Origin of the sequence: Ensifer adhaerens (genome assembly GCF_001270265.1) — a bacterium.
In the GTDB taxonomy this organism is placed as follows: Bacteria; Pseudomonadota; Alphaproteobacteria; order Rhizobiales; family Rhizobiaceae; genus Ensifer; species Ensifer adhaerens_B.
This window is the reverse complement of the sequence record NZ_LGAP01000013.1, coordinates 1-17365: the sequence shown is the minus strand read 5'-3', so window position 1 is coordinate 17365 and position 17365 is coordinate 1. Positions and strand designations below refer to the sequence as shown.

10 protein-coding genes are annotated in these 17365 nt (G+C 56.8%); 8 read left to right on the top strand and 2 right to left on the bottom strand.

Annotation, left to right across the window (positions count from 1 at the left end):
* Positions 1-23: 23 nt before the first annotated feature.
* Complete coding sequence (locus AC244_RS18935; protein ID WP_053250385.1) at positions 24-662, top strand: class I SAM-dependent methyltransferase; 639 nt, start codon at positions 24-26, stop codon at positions 660-662.
* A gap of 93 nt (positions 663-755) precedes the next feature.
* Here AC244_RS18935 and AC244_RS18930 read toward each other — a convergent pair whose 3' ends face one another.
* The gene (locus AC244_RS18930; protein ID WP_053250384.1) at positions 756-1595 is read right to left on the bottom strand and encodes a hypothetical protein; all 840 of its coding nucleotides are present in this window, start codon (positions 1593-1595) and stop codon (positions 756-758) included.
* Between the two features lie 328 nt (positions 1596-1923).
* On the opposite strand from AC244_RS18930, the gene AC244_RS18925 reads away from it, so the two are divergent.
* The 7 genes from AC244_RS18925 to AC244_RS18895 all read left to right on the top strand — a co-directional run bounded on the left by AC244_RS18925 (position 1924) and on the right by AC244_RS18895 (position 15733).
* Positions 1924-3729, top strand: coding sequence for a site-specific integrase (locus tag AC244_RS18925; RefSeq protein WP_053250383.1), 1806 nt, complete (start codon positions 1924-1926; stop codon positions 3727-3729).
* A 147-nt stretch (positions 3730-3876) separates the two neighbouring features.
* On the top strand, positions 3877-7167 hold the full coding sequence (locus AC244_RS18920) for a helicase-related protein (protein ID WP_053250501.1): 3291 nt from the start codon (positions 3877-3879) through the stop codon (positions 7165-7167).
* A complete protein-coding gene (locus AC244_RS18915) occupies positions 7164-7925 on the top strand; it encodes a DUF4391 domain-containing protein (protein ID WP_053250382.1) in 762 nt (253 codons plus the stop codon). Before AC244_RS18920 ends, AC244_RS18915 begins: the two co-directional genes overlap by 4 nt.
* A 10-nt stretch (positions 7926-7935) precedes the next feature.
* Positions 7936-9912 carry a site-specific DNA-methyltransferase gene (locus AC244_RS18910; protein WP_053250381.1) on the top strand — a complete coding sequence of 659 codons (1977 nt, stop codon included), beginning with the start codon at positions 7936-7938 and terminating at the stop codon, positions 9910-9912.
* A 10-nt stretch (positions 9913-9922) separates the two neighbouring features.
* A complete protein-coding gene (locus tag AC244_RS18905; RefSeq protein ID WP_053250380.1) occupies positions 9923-11578 on the top strand; it encodes an RNA-binding domain-containing protein in 1656 nt (551 codons plus the stop codon).
* Positions 11579-11642: 64 nt separating this feature from the next.
* Positions 11643-14768 carry a type III restriction-modification system endonuclease gene (locus AC244_RS18900; RefSeq protein WP_053250379.1) on the top strand — a complete coding sequence of 1042 codons (3126 nt, stop codon included), beginning with the start codon at positions 11643-11645 and terminating at the stop codon, positions 14766-14768.
* Positions 14769-14818: 50 nt separating this feature from the next.
* On the top strand, positions 14819-15733 hold the full coding sequence (locus tag AC244_RS18895) for a restriction endonuclease (RefSeq protein WP_053250378.1): 915 nt from the start codon (positions 14819-14821) through the stop codon (positions 15731-15733).
* Between the two features lie 198 nt (positions 15734-15931).
* On the opposite strand, the gene AC244_RS18890 is transcribed toward AC244_RS18895, so the two are convergent.
* The gene (locus AC244_RS18890) at positions 15932-17143 is read right to left on the bottom strand and encodes a hypothetical protein (RefSeq protein WP_053250377.1); all 1212 of its coding nucleotides are present in this window, start codon (positions 17141-17143) and stop codon (positions 15932-15934) included.
* Positions 17144-17365 lie beyond the last annotated feature (222 nt).

The following is a 17365-nucleotide window of genomic DNA, read 5'->3' as shown; positions in this document are numbered from 1 at the left end:
ATTGGAAAGGCAGAAAACCCACCATGAGCACGGAAACTGACGCCCGTTTCTGGGACCGGAGTTCACGGAAATACGCCATGGGCAAGATTGCCGATCAGGCCGGCTATGAGCGCACGCTGGAGCGGACGAGCGCCTTGATGAAATCAAGCGATCGGGTCCTGGAGTTGGGCTGCGGCACAGGAACAACGGCGCTCCGGCTCGCGAGCCAGGTGCACAGCTATCTTGCAACGGATATTTCCACCGGAATGATCGCGATTGCCGAAGAAAAGCACGTCGCCGATCCTCTCCCGGGCCTGACCTTCCGCACAGCAACCGCAGAAGCGCTGACGCCCGAAGGAGTGCAGTTCGACGTCGTTCTCGGGTTCAACTATCTCCATCTGGTCCGCGACCTGCCTGGCACGCTCAGCCACATCCATGCCCTGCTTGCACCGGAGGGTCTGTTCATTTCCAAGACGCCCTGCGTTGGAGATATGAACCCACTCATCCGGCTTGCCCTGTTGCCCGCGATGCGCGCGCTCGGGAAGGCACCCTACGCCGGCATCTTTCGGGCAGCGGATCTGAACCAGCTGATACATGCCGCAGGCTTCGATATCCTTGCCGCTGAAAGCCACGCAACCAAGGGCAACGACAACCGTCCCTATATCGTAGCCCGCAAGAGATGACGCGCCGGTGTCCGCGGAAAATCGCGGTGATGTTCGGCATCCGATTTGTCGGTGTACAGCGACGCGGCCGCCATGCGCCGATACGTCTCGCGGTCAAAACGATCGGCTGTTGTTTGACCAGATCGGACCCAGGCGCTCTTCTTCCTTGATGCTGTTCGAGCCGTAGGAGAATCGCAGGCCGCCGAAGATCGTGCTGCTGTCGCCTGACACCGAGGAGCCGAAACCGGAAACCTCCTCGTCTGCGTATTTGTAGCCGCCGAACAATGTGACCGGGAAGGATTCCGGGCGATAGTTGGCCGTCAGCTTCAGGCTGCGGATATCGTAGTCGATGCCGCTGTCGGTGATGCGATCGAGCGCGCCGTCGAGATCGAAGCGCACATTGTCGGTCGCATAGACGCGGGCGCCGAGCGCAGCCATGTAGTGGTCGGCGCCGAAACCTTCCCACCGTGCCTGGCCGTAGCCGGCCGCACCGTGGATGGTCCATGTGTCCTGGAAATAGGCGCCCTCAATGCCGCCCATATAATCGTTGATGTGGCTGTCGAAGCCTGCATCGAGACGCGACGCTTGCACGAACACACCAGCCGCATAGAGGTTGTCCCGGTAATAACCATGCAAGGTGCCGTTATAGGCATTCGTATTCGCGTCCACGATCGAGGCGCGGGCATAGCCGAGATCCACCTGTAGATTGAAGCCGGCGCCTGCATCGAAGTTGACGGCGCCACGCAGCGCCCATGCGTCGGCATCGATATCGCCGGGAGAATCGATAACGCTTCCATAGGCCCCTTCGATGTACCCCGTCACACCCAGAGACGATTGTTCGACCGGCGCTTCATAGTAGTCGTCTGCCCCGACCAACGGCCTATCCATATCGGCGGCCGCCGCGAACTGTGCGCCCGACAAAAGAAAAACAAGAAAACCGCTCGTCCGAAACATCTGCCCACTCCGCTGGAAACCCTACCAAAGAGTAAGCAGATATCCTTAATGCAATCTAAAGGCGTACCTGATTGCTGCGCATAAGGTGCGGCGGGCCGACCGAGCCAGAATCCCTCGAAGAGGCGCCCAAAGCGTGCGAACCCGACAGTCGTCGAAGCGACCATGCGACTGAATTTGTTTGTGAAAAAAGAAATTTGGCTGGGGAACCTGGAAAGTAATCCAACTTCTCTCAAGCCTTTGATGCGCAACAACCTATTGCAAATAAAGAGCTTATTTTCTAGGACTGTTCCGGTTGGGTGTTCCGGAATAGTGCTACGGATGGGCAAAATTGGCAAGGGTTACGTATCTCGAGAGACGTGGAGCGACCTACTACGCGAGGTTGGATGTGCCGCTCGATCTGGTGAGCCACTACGGCACCACGACGCGCAAGAAGTCACTCCGCACTAAGGATGAGAACGAGGCGAAGAAGCGCCTCTGGCCCGTCGTCGAGGGTTGGCGAACGGAGTTCGAGGAAATCCGTGCACGGCGCGAGATCACAGCTGACGATAGCGGGCTCGCAGTTTGGCAGCACTACGAGACGACAATCGAACGGTATGATCGAAAACAGCAGCGCATGCCGACCCGCGCTCAGATTGATGCGGAGTTGCAAAGGCTCTACGGCCTGATCGACGAGGGAAAGATCAACGGCGAAAACCCGTATGCCATGATCAATGCCTATGTAGACCATGAACTGATGCTTCGAGCGCGTGACGACGACGCGAACCTGCGATCCCGTCGCCTGACGGCCCTCAAGGCCGCAGTCGGTTCAGGAGATGTCCGGCTTATCGAGCCAGCGGTCGAGATTTTCATCAAGCAGAATAACCTGCTCGTCGAACCAGGATCGGACCATTACCGCGATCTGTGTGCATCGATGGCGCGCGCTGAGATCGAAGGTCTGCAGCGAACTCTTGAGCGCGATAAGGGAGACTTTACCGGGGCGCCCAAGGATCCCATCGTCAAGCCTGTGAACCGCCCGGTCCATGAAGCCGCTCCTCCTAGAGAAACGATCATGGAGCTCTTCGAAATTTACGCGCGCGAGAACCCGAACCAAATCAAGCAGGACACCTTGGCGCAGGCTCGCCGTGACGTCGGACTGTTTGTCGAGTACGTCGGCTCCACATTCCCCGCTCACCGCATCGATAAGAAGGGTACACGCGAGTGGAAAGCTCTTTTGCTGCAGTATCCTGTAAAGGCGACTGAAACGAAGGCGTTCCAAGGGATGACGATCACGCAGATTGTCGAGCACAACAAGACAATAAAAAAGCCGGTGATCAGCTCTACAACCGTCAATCGCTACCTCTCCGGTTTCAGCGCATTTTGCACATGGATGACCAACCACGGCTATCTGACTCAGAACCCAGCGTCAGACATGTTCTTGAAGAAGTCGAAGGACAAGACGACGAAGCCGTTTACCGTCGAAGAGATGAACGCGCTTTTTAAATCTCCGTTCTTCACTGGGTGTCAATCGGATGAGGCCCCTCGCTTTTGGAGCAAGCCCGGAAACATGCAAATCCGCGACCATCGTTTCTGGGTGCCGCTTGTGATGCTTTTCTCCGGGGCTCGGCCGGGGGAGATCGCGCAGCTCGCCATTGATGACTTACGTCAGGATCGTGGGCATTGGATCATGCATATCACCACTGAAGGGGATGGGGATAAAAGCGTCAAGACCGATGGTTCGATGCGAGTTGTTCCTATCCACCCCGAACTCATGCAGCTTGGCTTCCTGCGTTACCACGCTGAAATGAAGCAAGGTGAAGAAAAGCGGCTTTTCCCAAGTGCTGAGCGTAACGAACGCGGGCAGATGATCGCTGATTTCAGCCGAGATTTCCCCCGCTATCTGACGAAGATCGGGTTAAAGGAAGGCCGCGGTCTCTCTCTATACAGTTTTCGGCACGGAGCAGCGGACGCCTTTCGACGCGCGGGGTACTTGGACGAGCAGTTTGGCTTCATCCTGGGGCATACCACGGGCACAATGACTCAGCGCTATGGAACGTTGCCGCAGGGCATGCTTGACCAACGAGTTGAGCTCATTAACTCGATCGCTTATCCAGGATTAATGTTGGACCACTTAAAGACCGACATTGAAACGGCCTGAGAGCGCATCTCGGTCGTTGACCCTTCTTCCTGAATTCGGGGTTCTCACCGTGACTTAAACAGCTTGCGATATAGACACAACTCATCGATGCAATTAGCCATTGATATCTGATTGTATTTGAGCCTTCACAGCGGAATGCGGGTCGATATGAAGATTCTGGATAACACCTCGCTACTGCTTGGTGATGACTTGAAGGAAACGCTCGCTCGCGGCTCGCGAGTAAAGATCGCTGCATCGTGCTTCTCGATCTACGCATTCGAAGCGCTGAAGTCAGAGCTCTCCAAGGTTGAAAGCCTGCAATTCATTTTCACGTCGCCAACTTTTGTGCCGACGGATGCGACGGATCGGCTACGGAAGGAGAAACGCGAGTTCTTCATCCCGAAAGCTGGCCGGGAGAGTAGCCTTTATGGCACCGAGTTCGAGATCAAGCTTCGCAACAAGCTGACCCAGCGTGCCGTGGCGAGGGAATGTGCGGAATGGATCCGCAGAAAGGCGCGGTTCAAATCCAATGCGACACAGGCCGCGATGCAGCCATTTGCTCATGTGGACACCGGTGCTGCGGCAGTTGCCTATATGCCGATAAGCGGGTTTACGGCTGTCGACCTCGGCTACCAGAAGGGCAACGCTGTTTCGAACTTTGTCACGCGGATGGATGAGCCAGTGCATGCCGGGATCTATCTCCAGCTCTTCAACCAGATCTGGAACGATGCCGAAAAGCTGAAAGACGTCACGGACGCGATTTGCGTGCACATCGAGTCAGTCTATCAAGAAAACGCACCGGAACGCGTCTACTTCCTGATGCTCTACAGCATCTTTCGCGAATTCCTGGAGGACATCAACGAGGACGTGCTACCGAACGACCTGACCGGCTATCAGGAGAGCATCGTCTGGAACAAGCTGTTCAACTACCAGCGGGACGCGGCGACCGGGATCATCAACAAGCTCGAGACCTACAACGGCTGCATCCTGGCGGACTCGGTTGGTCTTGGAAAGACATTCACGGCCCTTGCCGTCGTCAAATATTACGAGCTTCGCAACAAGTCGGTGCTGGTGCTTTGTCCGAAGAAGCTGGCCGACAACTGGCGGAACTACAACACCAATCTCACCACCAACATCTTCGCCAAGGATCGCTTCAATTATGACGTGCTCTGCCACACCGATCTGTCGCGCACGTCGGGTGAGTCGTTCGGCATTCCGCTGAACCGGGTGAACTGGGGCAATTACGATCTCGTGGTGATCGATGAATCCCACAATTTCCGGAACAACGACGTCTTCAAAGACCGCGAGACCCGCTATCAGAAGCTGATGAACAAGGTCATCCGCGCGGGCGTGAAGACCAAGGTGCTGATGCTCTCGGCGACGCCGGTAAACAACCGCTTCAACGATCTGCGTAATCAGCTCGCGCTGGCCTACGAAGGGCAGTCGGATACGCTCAGCAAGAGCCTGAAATCGCAGACCAGCATTGAGGAGATATTCCGGCGCGCCCAGAAGGCATTTAACGAATGGTCGGCGCTGCCGCCAGACGAGCGAACGGCTGCCACAATCCTCAAGACGCTGGATTTCGACTTCTTCGAACTGCTGGACGCCGTGACCATCGCCCGGTCGCGAAAGCACATCGAGACCTTCTACGACACGAAGGACATCGGAAAATTCCCCCAGCGCCGCAAGCCTCTGTCGTTCCATTGCCCGATCACGCAGCGCCCTGACGTGATGGGCCTGAACGAGATCTTCGGCCAGTTGTCGGTGCTGAAGCTCGCGGTCTATGCGCCGATCAGCTACATCCTGCCGAGCCGGCTCAGGAAGTACGAGGAGATCTACGACACCCAGGTCGAAGGTGGCCGCGGAAAACTTCGGCAGGCCGACCGCGAGCGCAGCCTCCAGGCGCTGATGACCACCAACCTCCTCAAGCGCCTCGAAAGCTCGGTTGCGGCCTTCCGCCTGACCTTGCGCGCTCTGGGCGGCAACATTACGCGGGCGCTCGATGCCATTGCCGAGTATGAGAGGACCGGTCGCGGTGGAAGCATCAGCGACCACCTAGAGGATATGGGCGATTTCGACCCTGAAGATGATGACCTCTCCGGGCTCGATGAGTTTACCGTCGGCAAGAAGGTGCAGATCAGCCTCGGTGACATGGACTTGCCGTCCTGGAAACACGATCTCGCGGCGGACCGCGCCCTGATCGACGCGTTAATCGTGTCGATGGACAAGGTGGCGCCGAAGGACGACGCCAAGCTTCAGCACCTGATTTCGCTCCTCCAGCAGAAGGTCGCGGAACCACTCAATCCGGACAATCGCAAAGTCATCGTGTTCACGGCCTTCGCCGACACCGCGAACTACCTCTATGAAAACCTGGCGCCGCTTGCCCATGGACTTGGCCTGCATGTGGGCCAGGTCACAGGCTCGAGTGCCCCGAAAACCACCCTCAAAAAGGCTTACGACTTCCAGAGCGTGCTGACGCTCTTCTCACCCCGCTCGAAGGAAAAGTCGGTCGTTCTGCCTCATGAGACAGCCGAACTGGATATCCTGATCGGCACGGATTGCATTTCGGAAGGTCAGAACCTGCAGGACTGCGATTTCCTGGTCAATTATGACATTCATTGGAACCCGGTCCGGATCATCCAACGCTTCGGTCGTATCGATCGTATCGGTTCTCCGAATGATCAAATCCAGCTCGTCAACTATTGGCCGGACATCACGCTGGACGAATATATCAATCTCAAGGAGCGTGTCGAAAATCGCATGGTGATCGCCGACGTCACTGCGACCGGCGACGACAATGTGCTCACCGCCAAATCCAGCGACATCGCCTACCGCAAGGAACAGCTCAAGCGGATGCAGGAAGAGGTGATCGAGCTGGAAGACGTGAAGGCCGGGATTTCGATCACCGACCTTGGCCTCAACGATTTTCGCATGGACCTGCTCAACTACGTCAAGGAACATGGGGATCTGGAGGCCGCGCCGTTTGGCATGCACGCCGTCGTGCCAGCGGCCGACGAGGTGGGGTTGCGGCCCGGCGTGATCTTCGCGCTGAAGAACATCCACGACAGCGTGAACATCAACCAGCAGAACCGGCTCCATCCCTTCTACCTGGTCTATATCGACGACGACGGCGAAATCGTGGCCGACCATACCGAGGTCAAGCGGCTGCTCGACCTGATCCGCAGCAGTTGCAAGGGGCGGGCCGAGCCTGTTCCGGGCGTCTGCCGTCTCTTCAACGAGCGGACCGAGGACGGCCGCCAGATGGGACGCTATTCGGATCTGCTGAGCCAGGCGATACGTTCGATGATCGAGGTGAAGGAAGAGAAGGACATAGACAGCCTGTTCAGCGGTGGCCGCACGACCGCGCTGACGCATACGATCAAGGGTCTGGATGATTTCGAGCTGATCGCCTTCCTGCGCGTCGAAGGAGGCCTGCGCGTGGACGGGGGTGCGTCGTGACCCTTTACGATTGGCCCCGCGCCAGTGCTTTCGGGCGGGTCATCCCCAAGAACAAGATCTATGAGCATGCGGGCGCTAACACCGCGCTCAAGGACCTGTTCGTGCGGGAGGTCGATCAGATCGTCTGGTCGCACAAGCTGGCGCCGGAGACGATCAATCTGCCCGCGACGAAGGCGGTGACCGAAATCCAGGTGTTTCGGATCACGCAACGGGAAAAAACCCTCAGCATTGACGCGCTGCGCGCCATCGATCGTGCTATCCCGTTTCCATTGCTGTTCGAGCTGGCGCATGGCGGCAAGGTCAAGCTCGCCGCGGCCTATAAACGGCCAAGCGAGGCTGACAGTACGAAATGGGTGCTGGGCGACTATTTCGAGAGCGAGTGGCTGAACGAGGACGCGCCACGGACGGCGCTACCCGTGGCGCTAACGATGGGCGCGCTTTACGAACAGCTTCTCGGTCCCCTGGTCGAGGAGCAGACCGTCCGGCTGGCGCCCGGCGCCACAACCGGCTTTGCGGAAGCCCCGCAGGCTTCGTTCGCAGCAGGGCCGGTGATACAGCCTCTGTCACTGGAGGAAAGGATCGCCCAGGCCGAGGCGATCAGGGCCATGACCCGCGAGGTCGAACGGATCAAGGCACGGTTGGGCCGCGAGAAGCAATTCAATAAGCGTGTGGCGATCAATGCCGAGCTGCGCGCTGCGAAACAGGAACTGGAGCGGCTGGCCGGCAAAAGCCCGGTGCAGGCTCTGGTGAAGGAATAAGAGGACGAGAATGGACAAGCTGAAGATGCACAGTTCTGACCTGAGCCAGGAGAAAATCGCCAAGATCCGCGACCTGTTTCCCGGCTGCGTGACCGAGGCGCGCGACGAGGTGACCCAGCAGTTGCGTCTGGCCGTGGATTTCGATCAGCTTCGGCAGGAATTGAGCGATAGCATCGTGGAGGGATCGCAGGAGCGGTATCGGCTTGACTGGCCAGGGAAGCGGGAGGCGCTACTGCTCGCTAACGCGCCAATCGCAAAAACACTACGTCCGGCACCTGCTGAAAGCTTGGACTACGACGAAACGCGGAACCTCTTCATTGAGGGCGATAATCTTGAGGTCCTCAAACTACTCCAAGAGAACTACCTTGGCTCAATCAAACTTATCTACATCGATCCTCCATATAACACAGGGAGCGATTTCATCTACGATGATGATTTTTGTGAAGCGGCCAGCGATTATTTTTCGCGCACAATGCAGATTGATGCCAGCAAAAACAGGATGATTTCAAACCCGGAGACAAGTGGCCGATTTCATTCCGATTGGCTCACTATGATCTACTCGCGCCTGAGGCTGGCGCGCAACTTACTCTGTGATGATGGGTTCATTGTTGTCAGCATAGATGATGTCGAAGCGGCAAATCTAAAGAAAATATTGGACGATATATTTGGTGAAAGCAACGAATTAGCGGTGCTTTGCTGGGACAAAAACCGAAAGAACGATGCTAGATTTTTCTCAGTTGGGCATGAGTACATGTTCGTCTATGCAAAAAGTCGCTCGCTGCTATCTGAACGGCAAGTAAAGCTTAGGGAGCCGCGAGACGGTATTGATGAAGCCCTTCAACTATTCAACTCACTGAAGAAGCGCCACGGTGAAAATTGGGATGGCATCCAGAGTGACTGGAGGGCTTTCTATCGCAACATTCCAGCGTCTGACCCTCGGAAAAAGATTGGCCGCTTTGCGAAGGTTGGACCCAAAGGCCCTTACAGAGATGATGGCGACCTCTCTTGGCCGGGTGGGGGCGGGCCAAAGTATGAGGTATTGCACCCTGTCACCGGCAAGCCGAGTAAGGTTCCTGCTGGCGGCTGGTGCTACTCCAAGCCCGAAAGATTTTGGGAAGAGTTTGACGCTGGCAGAGTGGTGTTCGGACCGGACGAAAAGACCCTGCCGCGCCAGTGTCGCTATCTTTTTGAAAGCGAGGGTCAAGTAATGCCCTCGGTGTTTTATAGTTATGCGCAAACTGCAACAGTGGATTTTGTCGAGTTAATGGGCGATCGCGTATTCGACAATCCAAAGAATTGGAAAGATCTAAAAAGGATTGTCAGATATCTAACTGGTCGCGATGATATTATTCTGGATTTTTTTGCCGGCTCTGCAAGCACTGCACATGCCGTCATGGCCCAAAACTCCGAAGATGGCGGGTCGCGCAGGTTCATTATGGCGCAGATTAGCGAGGACATTGACTGTGACTCGGTCGCGGGGAGAAATGGGTTCGGAAGCATTCCAGATATCTCGAGGGAGCGCATTCGCCGCGCCGGCAAGAAGATCCTCGAAGGCGAATGCCACACCGACTGGAACCGCGACGTCGGCTTCCGTGTGCTCAAAGTAGACACCTCGAACATGAAGGAAGTCTACTACCGCCCCGATGAACTGAAGCAGGCTGACCTTCTCGATATGGTCGACAACGTGAAGGAAGGCCGCACGGCCGAGGACCTGCTGTTCCAGGTGCTGGTCGATTGGGGCGTGGATCTGACGCTGCCGATCCGCCGCGAGACCGTACAGGGCAAGACCGTGTTTTTCGTAGATGACAACGCCCTCGTCGCGTGCTTCGACGAGGGGGTGACCGAGGATCTGGTCAAGGACCTGGCAAAGCGCGAGGCGCTGCGCGTCGTCTTCCGCGACAGCGGTTTCGTCTCGGACGCCGTGAAGATTAATGTCGAGCAGATTTTCCGCCAGCTTTCCCCGACCACCGACATCAAAGCGATCTGAGGCCGCGACGATGGATCAGACCGACCTCTCTGCCCTGCTCGACCAGCTCATTTCCAATTGGGAGAGCGAAGTGGTGGAGTTCAAGCGTGGAAGGGATGGCTTCCAAAGCAGTGACCTCGGCAAGTATGTCTCTGCATTGGCAAACGAGGCCAATCTGCGAGGACGGGATCGCGCCTGGCTGGTCTTCGGCGTCGATGACAAGACGCGATCTGTGGTCGGCACGAGCTATAAGGAGACCCCCGCTCATCTGCAGGCCGATAAGATGCAGATCATCAATGGCACTGGCAGCTTCACGGTCCGCGATATTTATGTGCTGAACCATAAGGATGGCCGGGTTGTTCTTTTCGAAATCCCGGCAGCGCCCCGCGGCATGCCGATCAACTGGAACGGCCACTACTATGGCCGAGCAAACGAGAGCCTGGTGGCGTTGGGGCAGGACAAGCTGGACGAGATACGCTCACAGACGCTTGCGACCGATTGGACGGCTCAGCTTGTCGAAGGCGCTACCCTTGCTGATCTCGATCCGCAGGCGTTGAAGGTGGCTCGTGAACGTTTTGTTGCCAAGCATGCAAACCGCTTCAGTTCGGAAGAAGTCGTCGGCTGGAGCGATGCAGCGTTCCTTAAGAGGGCAAAGCTGACGCAGGATGGTGCGATAACCCGTGCAACCCTTTTGTTGCTAGGCAAGCCTGAATCCGCCTGGAGGCTCAATCCGCATCCTGTTGAGATCACTTGGAAGCTCGAAGGGGAAGAGCGGGCCTATGAGCATTTCGGGCCGCCCTTCCTGCTGACGTCGTCACAGGTCTTTGCCCGCATCCGCAACATTCAGCTCCGACTGCTTCCGGAAAACGAACTGCTGGCCCACGAGGTGGCGAAGTACGATCAGAAAGTCGTTCTTGAAGCGCTGCACAACTGCATCGCCCATCAGGACTATGCTCGCTTAGCGCGTGTTGTCGTGACTGAGCGACCGGATCGGCTGATCCTGGATAATGAGGGTGGTTTCTTCGAAGGCCAACCCGAGGACTATGTCCTGCACGACCGCGTGCCCCGGCGCTATCGAAATCCCTTCCTGACCCAGGCGATGACCGAGCTGAACATGATCGACCACATGGGGTATGGCATTCAGGATATCTATCGCCGGCAGCGCCAGCGCTTCTTTCCACTGCCAGATTACGACCTCAGCGAGCCCCATGTTGTCCGACTGACAATCCATGGCAGAGTTGTCGATCCCGCTTATAGTCAGCTTCTTATGCAGCAGACCGGACTGCCGTTGGCAGATGTCCTTGCTCTGGACCGGGTGCAGAAGCAGCTACCCATTACCGATGAAGCCGTCCGCCACCTGCGCCGAAATCATCTGATTGAAGGCCGAAAGCCGAACATCTTCATATCTGCCAGCGTGGCGAATGCGACCTCTCAAAAGGCTCGTTACATTAAGACGCGGGCGTTCGATGACCATCACTACGAGGAAATGATCGTCGGATTTCTAAGAGAGTTTGGCCAGGCCTCAAGAAAGGAAATCGATGACCTTCTCCGGAATAAGCTCAGTGAAGTGCTCGACGATTCGCAAAAAAGAAACAAAATAGGTAATCTTTTGAGTAGCTTGAGGATAAAGGGGCGGATTTACAACGCCGGATCCAAGGCTACTCCCGAGTGGCGCCTCATGGACTAAACAGTGAACATTCTACGAAAGCCCTAAGAGAGCTAAGAAAGAAATTTAAGAAAGCCGACGTCCCATGAAGCTGAAATTCAAGGTCCAGCCGTACCAGACCAATGCCGTCGATGCCGTCGTCGACTGCTTCGCGGGCCAGCCCAGGAACGATGGCCTCACCTACCGGATCGATCCCGGTCGAAAGGCGCAGTCCAGCGCCTTCGAGGAGGGGTTCAAGAACGCCGACTTCGCGCTCAGTGAGCCGCAGATCCTGGAGAACATTCAAAAGGTCCAGCGGCGTCAGAACCTGCCTCTATCGCAGTCCCTGACCGAATTCACCACCTCCAATAACCGTGGTGAGCGCGTGCCTGCCCCTGCAGCTTATAAGAAGGACGCCCTTGCCGCGACCCGCGTCCACCTGGACGTCGAGATGGAGACTGGGACAGGCAAGACCTACTGTTACATCAAGACCATCTTCGAAATGAACAAGCGCTATGGCTGGTCGAAATTCATCGTCATGGTGCCGTCCATCGCCATCCGCGAAGGCGTTGCCAAGTCGCTACAGATCACGGCCGACCATTTCACCGAGAGCTATGGCAAAAAGGCTCGGTTCTTCATCTACAATTCCAAGCGCCTGCATGAGTTGGAGAGCTTCTCGTCCGATGCCGGCATCAACGTGATGATTATCAACATCCAGGCGTTCAACGCGCGGGGCGCCGACAATCGTCGCATCTATGACGAGCTGGACGACTTCCAGTCGCGAAAGCCGATCGACGTCATCGCCTCGAACCGGCCCATCATTATCCTCGACGAGCCGCAGAAGATGGAAGGCGCGGCAACGACAGAGGCTCTGCCGAAGTTCAAGCCACTGATGATCCTGCGCTACTCAGCTACCCACAGGACGCAGCACAGCCGCATCCACCGGCTCGACGCGCTCGACGCCTATAACCAGAAGCTGGTGAAGAAAATCGCCGTCCGCGGAATCCATACCCGCGGGCTGGCAGGCACAAATGCTTACCTCTATCTCGAAGGGATCGACATCTCGAAGAAGGCACCTGTTGCCCGCGTCGAGTTGGAGGTGAAGCTGGCGTCCGGCGAGATCAAGCGGCAGCTTCGGCGCCTGGAGTTCCGGGATGATCTGTTCGTCGAGTCGGGTGATCTAGACCAATATAGCGGCTTCACGATTAGCCAGATCGATGCGGTCAGCGAAACGGTCGAATTCACGAATGGCGTCGTGCTCAAGGCTGGCGAAGCCAACGGCGACGTCTCGGAGCGCGATATTCGCCGCATCCAGATCAGAGAGACCATCAAGGCGCATTTCGACAAGGAGAGGCAGCTCTTCTCCCGCGGCATCAAGGTGCTATCGCTCTTCTTCATCGACGAGGTGGTGAAGTATCGCGACTACGCCCAGGCCGACGAGAAGGGCGAGTATGCCCGCGTCTTCGAGGAAGAGTATACGCTCCTGAAGGAGGAATATCTGTCGGAGCTGGCGATCGACAACGAAGCCTACCGGAAATATCTGGCCGGCATCGACGCTGCGAAGACCCACAATGGCTATTTCTCGATCGACAAAAAGACCAATCGCCTGAAGGACCCTGATGTTGGTGCCCGCGCCGTCGATTCTGACGACGTCGACGCCTACGACTTGATCCTGAAGGACAAAGAAAGCTTGTTGGCATTTCCTACCTCGAGGGATTCTCCCGATGATGGAGCCAAACGCATGGTCAGGTTTATCTTCTCACACTCGGCACTGCGTGAAGGATGGGACAACCCGAATGTCTTCGTCATGTGCATGATGAAGCACAGCGACAACACGATCTCCCGTCGGCAGGAAGTCGGCCGCGGACTGCGCTTGAGCGTCGATCAAAATGGCGATCGGATGGATCATCCCGCCACGGTGCATGACATCAACGTGCTGACAGTCGTCGCCAGCGAGAGCTACAAGGTCTTCGTTGACGCTTTGCAGAAGGAGATGGTCGAGGCGCTCACGGCGCGTCCGCGCCAGGCGAATGAAGAGTATTTCAAGGGGAAGGTGCTGCACACCGAGGATGGAACCGTCGAGGTGTCACCGGACATGGCGGCAGGTATCGAGTTCTTCCTCGTGCAGAACGGGTACGTCGACCGGCAGAAGAACATCACCGAAAAATACCAGACCGCCCGTCAAAGCGGGACGATCGCCGAGCTGCCCGATGATCTGAAGTCCTACACGGACCAGATCCTGGACCTCGTCGATGGCGTCTTCAATGAACGGCAGTTGCCGAAGCTGCAAGATGATCGTCGCTCCAAGATCAATCCCCTGAACGACAACTTCCACCGCAAGGAGTTCCAGGAGCTCTGGAACAGGATCAACCAGAAGGCTGTGTATCGGGTCGAGTTCGATCCCGGCGAGCTGATCCGCAAAAGTGTCAGCGCGCTCGACAGCCATCTTCGCGTGACCCCACTGCAATATACCGTCACGAGCGGGATCCAGCAGGACGGCCTGACCTACGACACGATCGGAGACGGCAAGAGCTTCCGCGAGAAGGAGCAGGCAACCTATCAGGCCGATAGCGTTACATCGCTGGTGAAGTACGATCTGCTGGCAAAGCTCGCCGAGGGCACGCAGCTCACGCGGCAGACCATCGCGGAGATCCTGTCGAAGATCCAGTCGAGCGTCTTCAACCAATTCAAACAGAACCCGGAGCACTTTATCAGTGAAGCTTCGCGTTTGATCATCGAGCAGAAGGCCTCGATGGTGATCGAGCGCCTCACCTACGATGCGGTATCGGAGCGATACGAGACGGATATCTTTACCGCGAGCCAGACCGTTCAGGACTTCTCCAGGGCGAGCGAGAAGCTGAAGAAGCACGTGTACGACTACGCGCTCCTCGATTCCGACACCGAGCGCCGTTTCGTCGAGCAGTTGGATACGAGCAACGAGATCGTCGTCTATGCCAAACTTCCCAGGGGGTTCGCGATCCCGACGCCCGTCGGCGACTACAATCCGGACTGGGCGATCTCGTTCAAGGAAGGCTCCGTGAGGCATATTTATTTCGTCGCAGAGACCAAGGGCACGCTGTCGTCCCTGAAGATGCGAGAATTCGAGACCACAAAGATCGAGTGCGCCCGCCGGTTCTTCGAGGAGGTTGGCAGCAAGGTGACTACCGATCAGGTGAAGTATGATGTCGTCACAGATTATTCTCGGCTTATGGACGTGGTGAGGAGCGCCTAACACCGGTGCCTGAAAATCACCACCAATCCTTTGCACAGGGCGCGAGATCCATGATTCCCGACTACCAGACACTCATGCTACCGGTCTTGCGCGCTGCCGCTGACGGAGAAACACGGGTCGCCGACGTTGCAGAGCGCATAGCCGATGACTTGGCGTTGACATCGGAGCAGCGAGACGAGCTTCTCCCGAGCGGGCGCCAGCGTGTCCTGCACAACCGAATTCACTGGGCCAAGTTTTACATGAGTAAGGCCGGCCTGATCTCGTCGCCTGTACGAGGCCGTTTTATCGCGACTGACAAGGGCAAAGCACTCCTGGCTACCGCGCCTGAGCGGATCGATGTTGCCCTTCTAATGCGCGAGCCGGAATTCCGCGAGTTCTACAGGAACGAGGGTAGCGCTATCGAAGAAGAAGGCGTCACTGCGGTAACAACTCCTCTCAATACTACCCCGGAAGAGCAAATCGACGCTGCCCACACCGCGCTAGCGGCGGCCCTGCGTGACGAGCTTCTCGAACGCATCCTCTCAAACAGCCCAACTTTTTTTGAGCAGCTTATCGTCGATCTGCTGGTGTCCATGGGCTACGGCGGCAGCCATAAAAATGCCGCTGCCCAACTCGGACGCACCGGCGATGGTGGGGTGGACGGGATTGTAAACGAGGATCGCCTTGGCCTAGACCGCATCTATGTGCAGGCGAAGCGTTATGCTCCCGGCAATCCGGTAGGCCGTCCTGACGCCAACGGCTTTGTCGGTAGCCTCGTCGGTCTTGGCGCTACCAAAGGCGTCTTCGTCACCACCTCGACCTTCAGCCAACCTGCCCGCGATTACGTCAAGCACCTCGCACAACGTGTCATTCTAATCGACGGCCAAGAGCTAACTGATCTGATGATTGAGCATGATGTCGGAGTGCGAGGCTACCGGACCGTTGAGTTCAAGCGGCTAGACGAGGACTTCTTCAGCGAGGAATAATGAACCGCGACGGCGAGAGTCAATTTTCATTGTTCTCCTGGTTTGTTCGAAAAGGAAGCAAGTTTTTCCCGAAAAATTTTGAGCGGCTAAACGCTGGTGGTCCGCTACTGAGCCTATCTGTCATGGTTATTGATGAACGGATTGGGATCAGGCCTAATAACTTGCTATACGACAGCTTATTCGACCTTAGTAGATCACCTAAACACCCATCTCTTTCCTCACCGTCCTCTGGAGCCCAGCCAGCGCCCGCTCCACCATCCTGGTCAGCTCTTCGTACGCGATCATCGTTCCGTATGCGCCCGCGCCCGATCTCATCTTGGGCGGCACCTTGCTTCCGCTGGTCCTATGCCATCTTCTGATTTTTCGCATTTCCAGCGCTCGCAGCTCTTCCCTTGCGTCTTCGCGGATCTGCAGTCCCAGCACGCCCGCGTTCAGGAATCTTTCCCTTCGGTATTCCTCGACCTTTAGCTTCACCGTCGCTGATCCTGGTCGAGCACTTCCCGGCCGGATAATTGCGAAAGTCGGCTTCATAAACTGGAAGAAGCCTTTCTGCAGGCGCGTGATCATCAGTGTTTCAAGATCGCTGTAATTTTCCAATCCGATTTCCCGGCAGCCCTCGTGCCCAAGCGTTACCTCAATCCGAATTCGCTTCTTGTCATCAGATAGCTCATCCCGTGTGCCTGCAGCCTTGTTCTGCTTGTCGAGCACCTTGTTCTGGATGCGCCAGAAGGCTCGTGGATGGTCTCGCTCGCCGACGTAGTAGGTGGAGCCGTAGAGCGCGGGACGGTCTATTCCTGGCGTCATGCGGTCGACAATGTCCAGGCTGTCATCACTATCGTTACGGCCGACTGTGTAGTCGGTCTTGTCGACAGAACCCGGCATGAACCGCGGCCACATCCGGTTGCTCCTCAATACGCGGGTGGTTGGGAAGAAGTGCCGGACCAGGACCCCGTGCATCTGTGCTCGTGCTTCCTCGCTCGGCGTTTTTGGGTAGAAGTCGATACTGATTTCGATCCCACTGATGGTGGCTGGCGCAACGAAGCCATACACGCTCTCAAGCTCGTCGAGCACCTTCCGGACGTACTGGAAATCTGGCTCTTGGACGCGAAGCCTATATCGCGTTGCTGTCTTGCCTTCGCCGAGATCCAAAGCCTCGGGATACTCCTTCCGGCCCGTCAGTTTTTCGACGCGATCGTTCAAGTGCCAATACTGTGTGCGCCGAGACAGCTCGAAATCAATGTCGATCCAATCGACCACAGCGCGACACTGGTAGGCTTCGAGATCGATCTGTGGGGTCAGCGTCATCCGGTTGATCAAGCGCGCCTGCGAGCTCCTGAGAGTCTGCTCGGTGTATCTGAGCGTCACCGGTTCCGTATTGCCCTTGTCTCGATAAAGGATGACCTGATGCATCAACGCGTTTCTCCGCGGCGGTCACCCATGTGACGTCCGGGGCGTCGTAGGCTGATTCTTCACGCGGAAACAGACTGGATATCCGGGCGAGACACCTAGCAGCCTGTCGGACTGGGTATTTGCGAGATAGACGGCGTACGGGCCGCGTTGCCTTGGAGAACGCAGGCGATTGCTTTGGCTGGTGTTGTCGTCAACAGGCAGGTTTTAGACAGTTTGGAGTCC